This is a genomic window from Paenibacillus darwinianus, from assembly GCF_000598065.1.
GTDB classification, from domain to species: domain Bacteria; phylum Bacillota; class Bacilli; order Paenibacillales; family Paenibacillaceae; genus Paenibacillus_I; species Paenibacillus_I darwinianus.
The window spans coordinates 40,479-56,952 of record NZ_KK082171.1 but is presented as its reverse complement, the minus strand read 5'-3'; the positions used below and the strand labels follow the sequence as shown (position 1 = coordinate 56,952).

Genomic DNA, 16,474 nt, shown 5'->3' with positions numbered 1-16,474 from the left:
TGTCCCAATCCTTCCATCCATATTCGATTATTAAAGAAAAAAAGGACCAGGAGAGCCGATGCTCTCTTAGTCCTCTGCGATCGCAGGCCGCTTATCCGCGTGCGCCTTTTGCAGCTCCTACACGGTTTGTTCCAACTCCAAGGCGCTCTCCCCCTACTCAAACACTCCCAAAAATGTGATTACCCTTAACCGTAGGCTCCGTAACATATATCTGTCAAAAAAAACAAGAGCACAAGGCCGCCAGTCATCATAAAAAAGCCGCCCTTAACATTCGTTAAGGGCGGCTTGCTTGCTATGGCTTACAGCTTTACAACGTTCTCGGCTTGCGGTCCGCGGTTGCCTTGTACTACGTTGAACTCAACGCGCTGACCTTCGTCCAGCGATTTGAAGCCTTCGCCTTGAATTGCGGAGAAGTGTACGAATACGTCATTTCCGCCTTCCACTTCGATAAAACCAAAGCCTTTCTCTGCGTTAAACCATTTCACTGTTCCTGTTTGCATGAAGATTACCTCCAAGATTTTATTTAACATGTTTTTTTTGATAAGAACAAAAATCACACATTGAAAAAGGTACCATTACAAAAATGACGACCCTTTTCAATATGTGATAGAGGTTCAAATTTGCTTATAGGAATGATGATACCATATCCGATTTGCGAAAGCAAATGCAAAGCATACATAGAAAAATAATGATCCGGAACAATAAAAATATGAACAGGATTAATTTGCCGCAGCTGGTGATCGTGATTGTTATATTAGCTCTGGGCGTTACGTATGAAAGCCTGGCTGCTCATTCGACTCATACCGGCGCATGGCAGACAGAAATCGTGTCTATAGAGAACCGGTATAACGGCCGATACCCTGAAGGCCTGGTCGTATTTACAGGAAGCTCCAGTATTGCAGCCTGGAAAACATTAGCCGGGGACATGGATCCCCTGGCGGTTCTGAATCATGGATTCAGCGGGGCCAAGGTAAGCGACGTCACGCGCTATGCAGACCGAATCATCGCGCCTTTCAAACCGAAAGCCGTCGTATTGTTCGCCGGAACGAACGACATCAACGGCATCCCAGGCAAATCGCATAGTGCGGACCAGGTTGTTCGGGATGTGATTGCGCTCTTCGACCAGGTGCGTTCACGGCTGCCGTCGGTCCCCATCTACTACATTTCCATTACCCCGACTGAATTGAGATGGCACGTTTGGCCGGAGGCGCAGCAAGCGAATGCCCGGATACAAGCTTATTGCCGGAAGCATGAAAGCTTACATTTTATCGATATAACCCCCAATCTGCTGAATGAGAATGGCGCACCCGACACCTTGTTATATAAGCCCGACCGGCTGCATCCGAACAAGCGTGGCTATGAGATATGGACATCCGTGATAAAGCCGGTCCTGCTCCGTGATCTGGGGCCGAATTGATAGATTGAATGACCGTGAATTAACGCTCACCGGACATCACCTTACCCACATTATAATATTTATAAAAAAGTATTGACTATAATAAGAAGCTAGATTAAATTAGATATAAGATCGATTGATAGCCATTCTCAATCACGTTATCGATCGCTTGAATGGCATATTATATTCGTGAGGTGACGGTAGGATGACCACTAACAACAACCACAACAACTTGACAACCAGTTGGGGCGCTCCCGTTGGAGACAACCAAAACTCTATGACTGCCGGCTATCGGGGACCCACCCTGATTCAGGACGTTCACCTGCTGGAAAAGCTGGCCCATTTCAATCGGGAACGTGTTCCCGAGCGTGTCGTCCATGCAAAAGGCGCAGGCGCACATGGCTACTTCGAAGTCACGAACGATCTGACACCCTACACCAAAGCCGCCTTTTTATCGGAAGTCGGCAAGCGTACGCCGATGTTTATTCGTTTTTCCACGGTTGCGGGCGAGCTCGGCTCCGCCGACACCGTGCGCGACCCGCGCGGCTTCGCCGTCAAGTTTTACACGGAAGAAGGCAATTATGACCTGGTCGGCAACAATACGCCTGTATTTTTTATTCGCGACGCGATTAAATTCCCGGATTTCATTCATACGCAGAAACGCCATCCGCAAACCCATCTGAAAAACCCGAATGCGGTCTGGGATTTCTGGTCCTTATCGCCGGAATCCTTGCACCAGGTGACCATACTGATGTCCGACCGCGGTATTCCGGCAACGCTGCGACATATGCACGGCTTCGGCAGCCACACCTTCAAATGGGTGAATGCCGAGGGGCAGGGCGTATGGATAAAATACCACTTCAAAACCGAGCAGGGGATACGGAATCTCGATGTCGATCTTGCCGCCCAATTGGCCGGCGAGAATCCGGATTACCATACGGAGGATTTGTTCAACGCTATACAGGACGGCGACTTTCCTGCCTGGAAATTGTACGTGCAGATCATGCCGCTCGAGGACGCGAATACGTACCGTTTTGACCCGTTCGATGTCACAAAGGTGTGGTCGCAGAAGGACTATCCGCTCATCGAGGTCGGCCGCATGGTACTCGACCGCAATCCGGAGAACTACTTCGCAGAAGTCGAACAGGCAACCTTCTCCCCCGGCAATTTCGTACCGGGCATCGAAGCATCGCCGGACAAAATGCTGCAAGGACGTCTCTTCGCCTACTCGGACGCCCATCGTTACCGCGTCGGCACAAATCACAACACGCTGCCGATCAATCGCCCGGTAGCGCCGGTCAACAACAACCAGCGTGACGGACAAATGCGGGCCGACAGCAATGGCGGGGCTTCCGTCTATTACGAGCCGAACAGCTACGGCGGAGCAACCGAGTCGCCGCAAAACAAGCCCGCTCCATACGCGGTAACCGGCCTTGCCGACAGCGCCGCATACGATCATAACGATCATTATACCCAGCCGGGCGATCTCTACCGCCTAATGAGCGAAGAGGAACGTACCCGTCTCGTGCGCAACATCGTCGGCGCCATGAAACCCGTGGAGAAGGACGAGATCAAAGTCCGCCAAATCGGACACTGGTTCAAAGCGGATCCGGAGCTCGGACAACGGATCGCAGAAGGACTTGGACTGCCTGTCCCGCAAGGCGTGTAACCGGCATTATAAACATATCTATATCTGCTATGAAACAACCTTGGTTCGGATTCCGCCGGACCAAGGTTGTTTGTTGTGAAGGCTGTTGTTCGCACAAAATATTTTTCCGAAAAGTCATCCGGTATTTGTCATGACAGACAAGCAGACATGAATAAAAATAAAAATACCGTAGAAAGGTGGTGCAGGCATATGGAATGGCTATGGTTCGCAGGTGGAGCCGTTCTTGTCATCGCGCTTGTCATTGTGGCCGCACAGGGAACGAACAGATGGGTGCTTCTGGCGTCAGACCGCGGTGAGCGTGCGGATTGGCTGTACCGTCTCGACGCGGAGATGAAGTCCCGGGGATTTCAAACCAAGCTTTATCGGGATGACAGCGACACGGCAAAGCTGAAGGTAGCGAAAAAGGACGCCGATCAGGCCGCCCGGCTTCTGGACGATTTCAAAAAAGGGTCACAGCCAACCTGAGCTTGGTCAGAGCCTAAACGTTTTTGGGAAGAGTGGATACAGCCATTTAACGCCGCTCGGGGACCAGGTATCGGCTGCCAGATGCGACAAGTAACCAGCCACGGTACCCCTGCCGCTCTCTGCCCGTCAAGATCCGCGCTTAAGGCGGAAAACGCGGCTAATATTCCCTGTTCCATCATATCCGAATCAGCGCCGACTTTCATCTGGGTTTCGTGTATAATGAAGCTAAGCTGATCCCGCCATCGTCTGGTTTGATCCGGTCGGGGTTATAAAAATAATGCATAAATACAGCGGCTGAAGGGAACTACGCTAACATGATCGAGATAAAAACGTCCAAACTAAGCGACGGAGAGTTTAATAGAGGGGTATTTGCGACGCGCAACATTGCAAAAGGTGAACTGATCCATGAAGCGCCGGTCATTCCATATCCGAATGAAGAGCATGAGTTCATAGAGAAAACGCTGCTGGCAGATTACGCGTTCGAGTATGGAGCGAACCACACGGCGCTGCTTCTCGGCTATGGCATGCTGTTTAACCATTCCTATCAGCCGAACGCCATCTACGAGCTTAACTTCGACAACCACACGGTTGACTTCTACGCGCATACGGATATCAATGCCGGGGATGAGATTCTGATCAATTATAACGGGGAAGTCGATTGCGATGACCCTCTGTGGTTTAACGAAAAAGATACGAAATAGACGTTTCGCGAATGTAGGGGCAGCTGGCACGGCACCCGATTCAGCGTAAGCACCCGAGCGCCGGAATGAAAAGAGGCCGCGACTGATCGCCGGCCTCTTTCCTTGTATATTCGTATTGTTCAACCGCGCTTTCAGATCAAGACAGCATCTCCGCCAACGGAGGTTGTTCGGCCTTTTGAGCAGGTTCCGGAGCGCATACTAAACGATAGACTCTCGATTCATAAGGTTTCAAAAAGATTTTCCGGACGGTCGCCCCGAGGTTCTCCGGATAATTGGCCACCACCAGCTCCGACGCCTCATATTTGATGGTTCTGGGCAGGTCGAACGTTGTTTCTTCCGGAAAAAGATTTGCAATGACCAGCAGCTTCTCGAGACCGAGCGTTCTTGTATACGCGTAGATTGTCTTATGATTCGGCAGGATGAGATCATAGGTTCCGTATACGGCGACCGGATCGGTTTTTCGCAGCCGGATCAATTTCTTGTAATAATGATAAATGGAGTCGGGGTTCTGCATAGCCTTTTCAACGTTTATTTCCTTGTAATTCGGATTTACTTTCAACCAAGGGGTTCCCGACGTGAAGCCGGCTTCGTGCCCGTCGTTCCACTGCATCGGCGTCCGGGAATTGTCCCGACCGTTTTTCCAGATAATCCGCATAATCTCATCATGGCTCTTGCCGGCTTCCCTTTCGATTCGAAACAGATTTTTCGCCGAAACATCGTTGTAATCCTCGATCGACTCAAACTGCACATTAGTCATGCCGATTTCCTGGCCTTGGTAAATAAAAGGGGTTCCCTGCATAAGGAAATACATCGTAGCCAAAGCTTTAGCGGACCTGTCCCAATAGGCATTATCATCCCCCCAGACGGAGACCGAGCGGGGCAAGTCATGGTTTTCCATGAACAACGCGTTCCACCCGATTCCCTCCAGCCCCTTTTGCCACCGGGTAAGCGTTTTTTTCAACGCATATAGGTCTAAGCCGCCCTCCCGGCCTTTATTCCAAAGTCCATTCACTTCAAACTGGAAAATCATGTTGAATTTCCCTTGCCGCTCCCCGACCCAATGCCCGGCATCATCGATGCTTACACCGCCTGCCTCCCCGACGGTCATAATATCATAGTTATCAAAGGTCTCGCGCTTCAGCTCTTCGAGCAGAACATGAATGCCTTCGCGGTTGCGATGTCCTTCAAATGAACAAACATAAGGCAGCTTTTCCGGATTAGGCAGATCGGGCAAGCCCGGGATTTTTTTGATATGCGTGATCGCATCGATTCGAAAACCGTCTATTCCTTTATCAAGCCACCAGTTGACCATCGAATATAACGCTTGGCGGACCTCGGGATTCTCCCAATTCAGATCGGGCTGCTTCTGGGAAAATATGTGCATAAAATACTGTCCGGTATGAGGATCGTATTCCCAGGCTGAACCGCCGAAAATGCTTTCCCAGTTGTTCGGCTCGGCGCCGTCCTTCCCGTCTCTCCAGATGTAATAGTCCCTTTTAGGGTTATTGATGCTCGATCGGGATTCGATAAACCAGGGATGTTCGTCCGAGGTATGGTTAATGACCAAATCCAGAATCAGCTTCATTCCTCTTTGGTGTACCTGCTCAAGAAGTCGATCGAAATCGTCCATTGACCCAAACTCTTCCATGATCCCCTGATAATCCGATATGTCATATCCATTGTCATCATTCGGGGATTTGTATATCGGACAGATCCAGATGACGTCAATTCCAAGCTGCTGCAAATAATCCAATTGCGAAATAACACCCTGCAAGTCGCCGATTCCGTCCCCGTTGCTGTCCATAAAACTGCGCGGATAAATTTGATACGCTATCGCTTCTTTCCACCAATTGCTGCCCATCATGTTCTCTCCTCTGGATGGCCGTCCATTATTTGATTGCCCCTTGCATGACACCCCTGATGATATATCTCTGGCCAATCAGATACGCAACCAGAATAGGCAGAATCGTCAACAGGATGGCCGGTATCAACAATTGCCAGTCGTTCATATACGTACCATTGAACACTTTCATTTTGATCGGCATCGTAAAATCCTGTTCTTTGGTCAGAATCAGCGAAGGCAGCAGATAATCGTTCCAGATCCATAGCACATTCAGAATGGCGATCGTCACCGAGGTCGGGGCGAGCATCGGCAGCACAATTTTGAAAAAAGTCTGTCTTCGCGTACATCCGTCGATCAAGGAAGCTTCCTCCAGCTCGAGCGGAATCGATTTGATGAAGCCATGATAGATGAACACCGAGAACGCGCTGCCGAATCCGATGTACAAGGCAATCAGCAGCGTTACCGGCGCCGTCTCGATCAAATTCAATTTGGCGCCGTAAATATAAATCAGCGGAATCATAATCGATTGGAACGGAATGATCATCGAAGCGACCAGAATCGCAAAAAAAGTCTGATTGAACTTCGTAGCATTTCTCACCAGGTAATGTGCGGTCATGGCCGACAAGATCAAGATGAGAATGACGCTGAGCGTCGTGATTACAAACGTATTTTTAAACGTAACGAGGAAGTTCATCTTTTCGATGACTTCGCTGAAGCGGCTGAAGTCGAGCACCTTCGGGATCGAAAAAGGATTTTCAAGAATATCGCCGTTCGTCTTGAATGAGTTCACAATGAGAAGGAAAAACGGAAAGGTAAAGCACACAAAAGCAACAACCAACAGCGCGTAAGTGATCGATAACGATGCGAGCCTGCGGACTGCCATTATGCCTGAACCTCCATTCTCTTGCTGAAATAAACCTGCAATCCGGTCACAACCGCAACGATGACAAACAGGATAATGGCTTCGGCCTGCCCCACGCCATAGTTGACTTCCAGAAACGCTTTTTGCACAACATGCATCGACACCATCATGGTGCTGTTGTATGGTCCGCCTTCCGTCAATGCAAAGTTTATATCGTAAACCATAAAGGCGTTTTTCAAAGTCAGGAATACGGTAACGACAAACGAAGGAATCATCAGCGGCAACGTCATCTTGACCAAGCGCTGCCATCCGTTTGCGCCATCGATGGTAGACGCTTCAATAATGTCCCGCGGAACGCTGATCAAGCCTGCGATAAAAATGATCATCATGTATCCGGCCGATTGCCAGATCGTTACAATAACCAAAGCCCAGAAAGCCAGAAGCTCATCCCCGAGCCATCCCAGGCGCAACACCTCGATTCCTAATTTTTCTCCGATCATCGGCAATGATTGCACAAAAATAAACTGCCAAATATAACCCAAAACCAATCCTCCGATGAGGTTCGGGGTAAAGAGCGCGGTTCTGAAAAAGTTTTGGCTTCTTATTCCGGAAGTAACCAGATAAGCCAGAGCAAACCCGATCACATTTACAAAGACGATGGTTGCTCCTACGTATTTTACGGTTAGCCACATGGAATCCCAGAACTGCGGATCGTTAAATGCCGATCTATAATTGGCAATTCCCGAAAATTCGAGCGGACTTACCGGAGACGTCATTTTCATCAAGGTGAGATAAAAACCGTACGCAAACGGAACGAGTACGGCGACGGTAAACAAAACCATCGTGGGGCCCGTGAAAAACAGCTGGTTGCCAAGTCGTTTGATTATACTTTTTTCCGCTATCATAACTTCTCCACATCCTAAAACGAAATTAATGATCAAAGGGGTGAGCGCGTATACTCACCCGTTTGATCAATTGAGAATCCAAGGTCTTATTTTTTGCTTGTGTAATAGGTTTGAATGGCCTTTGCAAGACCCTCGCGGGTTTGTTTTTTGACGATATACTTTTGAACGTCCGGACCGATAATCTTGTACCAGTCGTCAGCGGTTACATAGTTCGTGCTGAACGGCATCGTTTTGCCTTGCGCAACCGCATCCGCTATCGCCGCGCCAAGCGGGTTCGTAACTTTGTTCGGGTTATTCTTGAATGCGGAGATAATCTGGGATTTGTTCACCAGGAAATCTTGTCCTGCCTTTTCGTACACAAGCCAGTTAAGGAATTTCTTACCTGCTTCCTGCTGGGCAGGTGTCGCATCTTTGTTAATGACCAGGATTTGTGTAGGACCTGCGACGATTTTGTTGTTGAGCGGATTGTCAGGGTTGTTGTCCACCGGTACCGGGATGAAGCCGAAAGAATCGCCGGCGACCGCTTTCAGCGAATCGAATGCCCAGTTGCCGTTGAACAGCATGGCCGATTCGCCTTTGCCGACCGACAGGTGCGCATCGTCGTAATATTGGCCGAGAGGACGCTCGCCGTATTTGTTATAATCCGCCGATGCCAGCAAATCCATCGTGTCGTAATAACCGTTCCAGACCGCGTTGCCTGCCAAATCGAACTTGCCTTCCTTCAATTGAGCCACGATCGTACTGCCGTCTTCAACCTGGTTCAGGAATTGCGTGCTGTAGTGATTGCTTACGGACCAAGCTTCCGTCTGGTAAGCGATCGGATATTTTACGCCGGAAGCTTTAATTTTGTCGAGCAGCTCTTTCAATTTATCGCGAGTGTTGATGGAGAACGGATCGAAAGTGCCGCCTACCGCTTTCTCAACCACTTTCTTGTTATAAACGAGTCCGAAACCTTCGATCGCAAACGGGAAGCCAACAATTTGGCCGTCCGCGTTTTTGAATCCGTCTTTCGTTTCTTCATTCCATTTTTCATTCGAAAGATCGATGCCGAAGTCTTTGTATTTGTTCAGCACACCGCTGGGCTCCAGCATGGCAACCGTTACGGTCTCGCCGGACGCCGTCAGCTTATCCAGAATGCTCAGCGTATCGCCGACCGCTTGCGACTGGGCCACAACCGTGATGTTCGGGTTCTCCGCCATAAAATCTTTAGCCGCTTGCTCCCATTGGGAAGCGATTTCACCCTTGCCGTTGGTGATGATGATTTCCACTTTCTCTTGTTCCGGGCTGGCTTCCTTGCTGCCATTTGCCGCATTGCCGGTTGTGTTCGACTCTTTGGCAGGTTCTTTCGAGTTCGATCCACCGCAAGCCGCCAATGTGACGGCCAGCATCACGACGAGAATTAGAACTAACGTTTTCTTCAAACAAAACCCCTCCATCTTTCTGCTTAAAATTTATGTCAGGCCGTTTAAGGCCCTAACACCGGAGATTTGGGACCGATTTCAACCGTAGCCGGGAATAATTGGGACCGGTTTCAAATGCTGTCGAAGATCCTTCTTCGATTCAAGCTCCTCACCTGACTGCGTCGTGATCACCTGTATTGTAGCACGAATTGAGACCGGTTTCAATTATCATTTTTGCCTTTGCAAATCTATGTGGATTCCCGAATGACAAGCTCGATCGGGAGTTCGTACGTGGCTGTGGCCATGCCGGCGTTATTGAGATGCCCGACAAGAACTTCCACTGCCTTTTTCCCCATCTGATCGACAGGTTGACGAATGGTCGTCAGTCCCGGATCCAGCAGCTCCGCTGCGGGCTGATCATCGAAGCCGACAATGGCCAAATCGCCAGGAATAGAGAATCCATACTGTTTGGCAGCGCTCAATATCCCCCCCGCGACCTCATCGCTTCCCGTAAAAACGGCTGTCGGGCGATCCTTCAGTTCAAGTAAGTATTTCATTACTTTTTTTCCGTCTTGAATCGTATGTTGATTGAGGATAATCCAATTCGGGTTTATCTCGATTCCCGCCTCTTCCAGCGCTTTGCGATAACCCAGATTGCGATCGTTGTCTTTATCGATGTCGGTAAATGACCCCCCCGTACAGTAGGCAATTTTTCGGTGCCCTCTTTCAATTAAGTGCTTTACCCCCATGTATGCCCCCTTGAATTGATCCAAACGAATCATGGAGACATTTGCATTGGCATCACTTACATATTCATTGCATAACACAATGGGGCCATACTCGGTAAACGGCTCAACGGCCAACCAATCATTCTCAATGGCCGTCATGATGATGCCGTCCGCTTGTTTCGTCTTTAACAAGTTCAAAAACGTCAACTCTTTTTCCTTATCCAGATTACTCTGGCAAATAATTGTTTGATAGCCGTTTTGATAACTGACCTTCTCGATCGCATCCACCAGGTTGGAGAAAAAGGGATTCACGATTCGCGGTACAATGACGCCGATGGTTGTCGTGAATTGCCCTCTCAATCTTCTCGCCGAAAGGTTCGGCGTATAGCCGAGCTCCTCCATCGCTTTCAAAACCCGTTCTTTCTTTTCCTTTGAAATATGGGGATAGTTGTTTATGACGCGGGAGACGGTCGATTTCGACACACCCGATAAACGCACCACGTCAGAGATGTTTGCCAATTCAATCACTCCAGTAGGCAGTAAATTTGAGACTCGTTTCGCGTTTATTGTATCTTAATCCGGAACAAAAACGTACTATTTTTCTAACGTCACAACAAGATTGACGAAAACCCTGACAAGAGCCCTCTGTCTCCCGGCTCAATTGTGGTGCAATCCGAACGATGCGGCCCCATTTTATTGACGATAAAATCTATCTGCCGGCCGGTGCCGGCTCGTGGAAGAATCCATCGAAGAACGGCCTGCCCCTGCTGGGGGACAGACCGTTTCTTTATTCCGACAAGGTGGTCGATGCTTCAAGCTTTCCGCTTCAAAATCCTCAGCCCGTACAGCGGCAGCGACACGCTGCCCGTTACGGCTTCACCGCTCTCGACGTCCGTATAACACTGTTCATCGAGCTTCACCGTCGCTCCTGTACCCGAGAAATTAAGAATAAAGACATAATCCTGCTCACCATCCGTTCGGAGCTGCGCCGTGACGCCGTGGGGCAATTCCGCCTCGATAGCCCGGCGGACGCCCGCATCGGTGACCAGCTTGCCGTAGAAGGAGTCGTAGAACGACGGTTCACTGACACGAGCAGCCAGGAAATAAGCCTTTCCTTGATCCAGTGCGTTAACCGTCAACGCCGGACGGCCGGCATAGAAATCGTCCTGGTAGACAGCAAGGACGTCAGCGCCCTCCGAATGGATCAGTTCGCAAAGCTCGTGCACGTCAAAGGCGCCTTCCAGGCCGAGCGGATTGCCGGCTTGCAGAACGATCCCGTTCCGGTCGTGATCGTGGAGTCCTTCAATTTCTTCCGCCCAAATGCCCAGCGTCTTCCGCAACGGCCCCGGGAAGCCGGTCAAGTAGCACAGATCGTTCTCATTAACGATACCGGACCAATACGTAACGGCAATCGTTCCGCCGCCGCGGACGAACCGCTCGATCCGCGCGCCCGCATCCTCGCGCAGCAGATAGGCCATCGGCACGACGAGAAGCTTGTACGTCGACAGGTCGTCGTCGGATCCGATAATGTCGGTCGGAACGCCAAGCTCCCACAAGGCGCGGTAATGCTGCATCACCGTTTTCTCGTAATGGAGGCCGCCGTTGCGCGGTCCCTGGGCATCATTCACCGCCCACCAGTTATCCCAATCGAACAGGATCGCCGCTTCCGCCGGAACGGTCGTGCCGATCAGTTCCGTCAACTTGGACAGCGTCCCGCCGAGCGACGCGACATCCCGGAATACCCGCGTATGCTCATGGCCGACGTGATCGACGACCGCGCCGTGGAACTTTTCGCTGGAGCCCCGGCTTTTGCGCCATTGGAAATACTGCACCGTATCCGAGCCGTGCGCCACGGCCTGCAGCGAAGACAACCGGTGCATGCCGGGGCGCTTCAGCTTGCTGACGGGCTGCCAGTTGGTCAGGCTCGGCGTGCTCTCCATGAGCATGAACGGCTTTTGCTTCAACGTGCGGAACAGATCATGGTTGAAGGCAAATGATGAGGCGACGCCGGCATCGGAGTCCGCTTCATGCCAGGTGGGATACGCATCCCACGAAACGACGTCAACCACATCGGCGAACTTCCGGTAATCCAGGTCATAGAACATATACATCATATTCGTCGTGCACAGCAGCTCCGCATTCGCAGCCTTGAGCGGCGCAATTTCGTGCTTGTAGAAATCGATCGTCTGATCGGTCACAAAGCGCTTCCAGTCCAGATTTTGTCCGTGAACCTGCGTCTCTCCGTGGGGAGCAGGCGACTCGACTTGCGCCCAATCCGTATAGCGGTGGCTCCAGAAGGTCGTCCACCACGCCAGGTTAAGCGCGTCCAAAGTGCCGTATTGGCGCTTCAGCCATGCACGGAAAGCATCCTGGCAATAATTGCAATGGCAGTCGCCGCCGAACTCGTTCGAGATATGCCAGCCCACCACCGCAGGATGGAAAGCATAGCGTTCGGCCAGCTTGCCGTTCATGATCGTGACCTTCTCGCGGTAGGCCGGCGAGGTGAAGCAATGATTGTGACGGAAACCGTGCAGGTTGCGGACGCGGTTCTTCTGAACGCGCAGCACCTCCGGATACTTTTGCGACATCCAGGCCGGACGCGCGCCGCTCGGTGTGGCGAGCCATGCATAGATGCCGTTCTCAACGAACGTATCCAGGACGCGGTCCAGCCACTCGAATGTAAACGTCCCTTCTTCCGGCTCGAGCGAGGACCACGAGAAAATGCCGACCGCCATGACGTTGCAATTGGCCAATTTCATCAAGCGGATATCTTCCTCAAGCACCTTCGGGTCATGCAGCCATTGATCGGGATTATAATCCGCGCCGTGCATGAAGACCGGCAGCTTGCCGCTGATCGGCGGTAATTTCTTGTGCATCTGCGTAAGTCTCCTTTGTCGTGAACAAGAAAGGAGGAGACGCTCGTCACCTCCCTCTTATTCATTATTTTTGAACAGCAAGAAAAGCGTCGACCTGGCTTTGCATCTCCTGCTGAATCTCGTCCATGCCCGCTGCCTTCAATTGCTTCAGCAGCTCCTCTTGCCCTCTATCGCGATCTTTGATCAGGCCGTATTCCAAAGGAATCGCGTAACGAAGCATCACATTGCCGACGCCGGCCACCTGGTTCTTCACCTTGGAATCGTCGAATACGAACGTTTCCAGCGGGAAATTGTACAGTTTCGATTCCCACTCGGCGGCCATGTCGATCGCTTCCTGCGGATAGGAAGCGTCCGTCCGATTGAGCGGAGAGTTGAAGCCCCAGTTCGAGAAACCGGTATAATTCGCCGCGCTCGGGCCTGCCTTGTACTTGTCGTCGCCGACCGGCTCGTAATGCGTGCCGGCGATCCCGTACATCATCAGGTCATGCAGTTCTTTGTCATTCTGTATCAAGTCGATGAACATCAGCGAGCGCTCGACCTTTTTGGACGTCGCATGGATGGCCATGCCGTTCTGTGTCGAGATCGCGCCGATTTTCTTCTTGTCCGGCGTCAAATCCGCGATCGCCATCTCGATTTGCGGCGTATCTCTGCGGGCTTCCGCCACGTTCGCGGCAACGGTGCCGAGATTCTGGGCATAGGAGGCTACCTTGCCTGCTTTCATGTCCTGCCACACGTCGTTTTTGTTGCTGACGACGTTCTTTGACCAGCCGTTGTTGTCCGCCAGGTCTTTATAGTAGTCGAGCAGAGACTTGAACTCCGGCGTATCGTAGACATTGAACAGCTTGCCGGTGTTGTCGTCCAGTTTGTAAGCGAGCGGAATGTTGTAATCCACAAGGTTCCATTCGTTCTGCTGCTCCAGCAGGATTTGATCGAGCTCGTGCCACTTCCAGCCGTCGGCGGCTTTGGCGCCGTAAGCGCTCATGCCTTTCTCATTAGCCGCGACAGTCTTCACATAGGCTGCGAAGGTCTCCGGGCTGTTGACCGGCTCGAGCTTGTATTTCTTCCGAAGATCTTCACGGATGATCACTGACTTATCCGTGACTTCGGTGTTGTTATTCGGCACCATGTACAGCTTGCCATTCACTCTCGCTTGCTCCCAAGCAACCTTCGGCATCGCAGCCCAGGTTTGCGGCATATACTTGGACAGCATATCCTCGGTAAGCTCGAGGAAACCGCCCTTCAGCGCCTGATCGTTATAGAAAGCCCAGTTTGCCGTGTAAGCGATGTCAAAATCTTCATTGGCTGCGAATTTCAGCGGATACTTCTGCGTCCAGTCGGACCAATCCAGGAATTCCGCTTCCACGGTCGCATTGATTTTTCCCTTCAGCTTCTTGTTCAGTTCCGTGAACACGATGTCATAATCGACCGGTTTAGCGCCGACCATAACGATTTTCAACTGCAGCTCCTCGGATGTATCCGTGCCCCCGTTGCCGGCGGCCGGTGCTTTGTTACCCTCGGCCATTTGGTTACCGTCTTGCGCCCCGTTATTGCCGCCGCAGGCGGTAACAAACAGAACCAACGCCATGACAATCGTAAGGACGAGCATAGCGGACTTTTTCTTGTTTTGCATGGCTGAATCCCCCTAAAATAATTGTTATATTGATAACCAGGTTGCCCTGAGGTCATCCTTTCACGGCCCCGATCGTCAAGCCTTGCACAAAATACCGCTGGATGAACGGATACGCGAGCAGTATCGGGCCGGTTGCCACGATCGTCATCGCCATTTTAAGGCTTTCGGTCGGTATGCTTGCGGTCACCACGGCGCCGGAGCCGAGCATCGCCTTGCGGATGCCGTCCATATTGCCGAGCATTTTATACAGGTAATATTGCAGCGGCATCAGATTCTCATTGGTAATAAAGAGAAGCGCATTGTACCAGTCATTCCAATAGCCCAGCGCGATAAACAGACCGATGGTGGCCAGAGCCGGCTTGGACAGCGGGATGATCAGCTGCAGGAAAATCCGGAAATCACCCGCGCCGTCGATCTTGGCCGACTCCGTTATCGCTTCGGGTATGCTGCTCATGAACGTTTTCATCACAATCAGATAGAAGACGTTCAGCAGCATCGGAAGGATCAATACGATCAGCCTATCCTTCAACTCCAGATCATTCACGATCAGCAGGTACCAAGGCACCAGACCGCCGCTGAAAAGCGTCGTGAAGAAGAAGAAAAAGGAGAAGTGGCCGCGCCATTTGAAATCCTTTCTGGCCAGCACATAAGCGGTCATTGCCGTCAGGAACAGGCCGAGCAGCGTACCAATGGCGGTAACGGCAATCGTTACTCCGTAAGCCTTCAGCATCTGGTCGGGAAACTGAAACAGAATGCCGTAGGCCTCCGTGGAGAACGCCGTCGGGATCAACTGAAACCCGTCTTCGATGATCTTGCTTTCCTCCGTCAACGAGGAAGACACCACCAGAAGGAACGGAAAGATGCAGAAGACCGCGAGTAACGCGAGGAAAAGATAGCCGACGACGGCCAGCAATCGACGGTCGGCTTGCGTTTTGCCGGCGGCCATCTGGACATTACCGCCGGTGTTAATACCGGTTGTACTCATTGAGTTTCCTCCTTAGAACAAAGCGCGGTCTTTGTCGTATTTGCGTACCGCCCAGTTGGCCAGCATGATCGTTGCGAAACCGAGGACGGATTGGTAGAAGCCTGCAGCGGCCGACATGCCGATCTCATTCGACGTCGTCAGCGAACGGAACACGAACGTATCGATGACGTCGGTGGACGAGAACAGAAGTCCGTTATTGCCAACCATGTTGTAGAACAATCCGAAGTCGCCGCGGAAAATATTGCCGATCGCCAGCAGCACCAGAATGATCACCGTCGGGTACAGGTTCGGGATCGTGATATTCAGGATCCGCTGAAACACGTTCGCGCCGTCGATCTCGGCCGCCTCGTACATTTCGGTATCGATTCCCGTGATGGCGGCCAAGTACATGATCGTACCGTAGCCTACCGCCTTCCACGCCGAGACAATAACGAGAATGACGGGCCAGTAAGCAGCCGTGTTGTAAATGTCAACTGGCTCCATGCCTGTCGCTTTCAGAAGCACGTTGACCGTGCCGACGTCGTAGTTGAACAGGTTATAGGCGATCGCGCCGACGACTACCCAGGAAATGAAGTACGGCAGAAACAGCACGGTCTGGGTGATCTTCCGGAACCATTTCCCCGCAACTTCGAACAGCAGGATCGCCGCTGCGATCTGCAGCACGTTGTTCACCACGATGAAGGCGATATTGTACAGGGCGGTGTTACGCGTGACACGCCAGGCATCGCCCGATTCGAAGAAAAAGCGGAAGTTGTCTAACCCGTTCCACGGGCTGCCGAAGATTCCGCCGGCATAATTAAACTGCTTGAATGCCAGTACGATGCCTGCCATCGGCACATAGGCGAATAAAATGAAATACAGGACGGCGGGTGCAAGCATCAGCAGTAAGGTCCGGTGTTTAACAACATCGCGCCAAAAGCCGTGTCGGTTCATCACTCTGCTCCTCTCGTTGTCTCTATGTCCTTAGTATAGTGCGGCGGCAGAGTCCTTTTGGATTCAGAGAAGCAACTAAAA

15 protein-coding genes are annotated in these 16,474 nt (G+C 51.4%); 4 read left to right on the top strand and 11 right to left on the bottom strand.

Annotated elements, in window-relative coordinates:
* Positions 1-299: 299 nt before the first annotated feature.
* The gene (locus BG52_RS09935; protein WP_016423690.1) at positions 300-500 is read right to left on the bottom strand and encodes a cold-shock protein; all 201 of its coding nucleotides are present in this window, start codon (positions 498-500) and stop codon (positions 300-302) included.
* A gap of 209 nt (positions 501-709) precedes the next feature.
* On the opposite strand from BG52_RS09935, the gene BG52_RS09930 reads away from it, so the two are divergent.
* The 3 genes from BG52_RS09930 (at position 710) to BG52_RS09920 (ending at position 3,530) form a co-directional block, all read left to right on the top strand.
* Positions 710-1,417 carry a GDSL-type esterase/lipase family protein gene (locus BG52_RS09930; RefSeq protein ID WP_190287517.1) on the top strand — a complete coding sequence of 236 codons (708 nt, stop codon included), beginning with the start codon at positions 710-712 and terminating at the stop codon, positions 1,415-1,417.
* Between the two features lie 184 nt (positions 1,418-1,601).
* The gene (gene katA, locus BG52_RS09925; RefSeq protein WP_036584444.1) at positions 1,602-3,065 is read left to right on the top strand and encodes a catalase KatA; all 1,464 of its coding nucleotides are present in this window, start codon (positions 1,602-1,604) and stop codon (positions 3,063-3,065) included.
* Between the two features lie 189 nt (positions 3,066-3,254).
* Positions 3,255-3,530, top strand: coding sequence for a hypothetical protein (locus BG52_RS09920; protein ID WP_036584446.1), 276 nt, complete (start codon positions 3,255-3,257; stop codon positions 3,528-3,530).
* Positions 3,531-3,536: 6 nt separating this feature from the next.
* On the opposite strand, the gene BG52_RS16800 is transcribed toward BG52_RS09920, so the two are convergent.
* Entirely contained in the window at positions 3,537-3,632 is a 96-nt protein-coding gene (locus tag BG52_RS16800; protein WP_397310191.1) for a hypothetical protein, read from the bottom strand.
* A gap of 212 nt (positions 3,633-3,844) precedes the next feature.
* Here BG52_RS16800 and BG52_RS09915 point away from each other — a divergent pair, with 212 nt between their 5' ends.
* Positions 3,845-4,231, top strand: a complete 387-nt coding sequence (locus tag BG52_RS09915) for an SET domain-containing protein (protein WP_036584449.1) — start codon at positions 3,845-3,847, stop codon at positions 4,229-4,231.
* 136 nt (positions 4,232-4,367) lie between these two features.
* Here the strand turns inward: BG52_RS09915 and BG52_RS09910 are convergent, their stop codons facing one another.
* The 9 genes from BG52_RS09910 to BG52_RS09870 form a co-directional block, all read right to left on the bottom strand.
* Entirely contained in the window at positions 4,368-6,092 is a 1,725-nt protein-coding gene (locus BG52_RS09910) for a glycoside hydrolase family 13 protein (RefSeq protein WP_051588146.1), read from the bottom strand.
* A gap of 28 nt (positions 6,093-6,120) precedes the next feature.
* Positions 6,121-6,957, bottom strand: a complete 837-nt coding sequence (locus BG52_RS09905; protein ID WP_036584451.1) for a carbohydrate ABC transporter permease — start codon at positions 6,955-6,957, stop codon at positions 6,121-6,123.
* Positions 6,957-7,841 (bottom strand): carbohydrate ABC transporter permease, encoded by an 885-nt coding sequence (locus BG52_RS09900; RefSeq protein ID WP_036584453.1) that lies wholly within the window; start codon positions 7,839-7,841, stop codon positions 6,957-6,959. The genes BG52_RS09905 and BG52_RS09900 overlap by 1 nt, the downstream gene beginning before the upstream one ends.
* Before the next feature lie 86 nt (positions 7,842-7,927).
* Positions 7,928-9,262: an ABC transporter substrate-binding protein gene (locus BG52_RS09895; protein ID WP_051588148.1), complete on the bottom strand. Its 1,335-nt coding sequence runs from the start codon at positions 9,260-9,262 to the stop codon at positions 7,928-7,930.
* 227 nt (positions 9,263-9,489) lie between these two features.
* Positions 9,490-10,488: a LacI family DNA-binding transcriptional regulator gene (locus BG52_RS09890; RefSeq protein ID WP_036584459.1), complete on the bottom strand. Its 999-nt coding sequence runs from the start codon at positions 10,486-10,488 to the stop codon at positions 9,490-9,492.
* A 293-nt stretch (positions 10,489-10,781) separates the two neighbouring features.
* Positions 10,782-12,845, bottom strand: coding sequence for a beta-galactosidase (locus BG52_RS09885; protein WP_036584461.1), 2,064 nt, complete (start codon positions 12,843-12,845; stop codon positions 10,782-10,784).
* A 64-nt stretch (positions 12,846-12,909) separates the two neighbouring features.
* Positions 12,910-14,475, bottom strand: coding sequence for an ABC transporter substrate-binding protein (locus BG52_RS09880; protein ID WP_036584463.1), 1,566 nt, complete (start codon positions 14,473-14,475; stop codon positions 12,910-12,912).
* A gap of 52 nt (positions 14,476-14,527) precedes the next feature.
* The gene (locus BG52_RS09875) at positions 14,528-15,460 is read right to left on the bottom strand and encodes a carbohydrate ABC transporter permease (protein WP_081793739.1); all 933 of its coding nucleotides are present in this window, start codon (positions 15,458-15,460) and stop codon (positions 14,528-14,530) included.
* A 12-nt stretch (positions 15,461-15,472) separates the two neighbouring features.
* Positions 15,473-16,393, bottom strand: coding sequence for an ABC transporter permease (locus BG52_RS09870; RefSeq protein WP_036584466.1), 921 nt, complete (start codon positions 16,391-16,393; stop codon positions 15,473-15,475).
* Between the last annotated feature and the right edge of the window lie 81 nt (positions 16,394-16,474).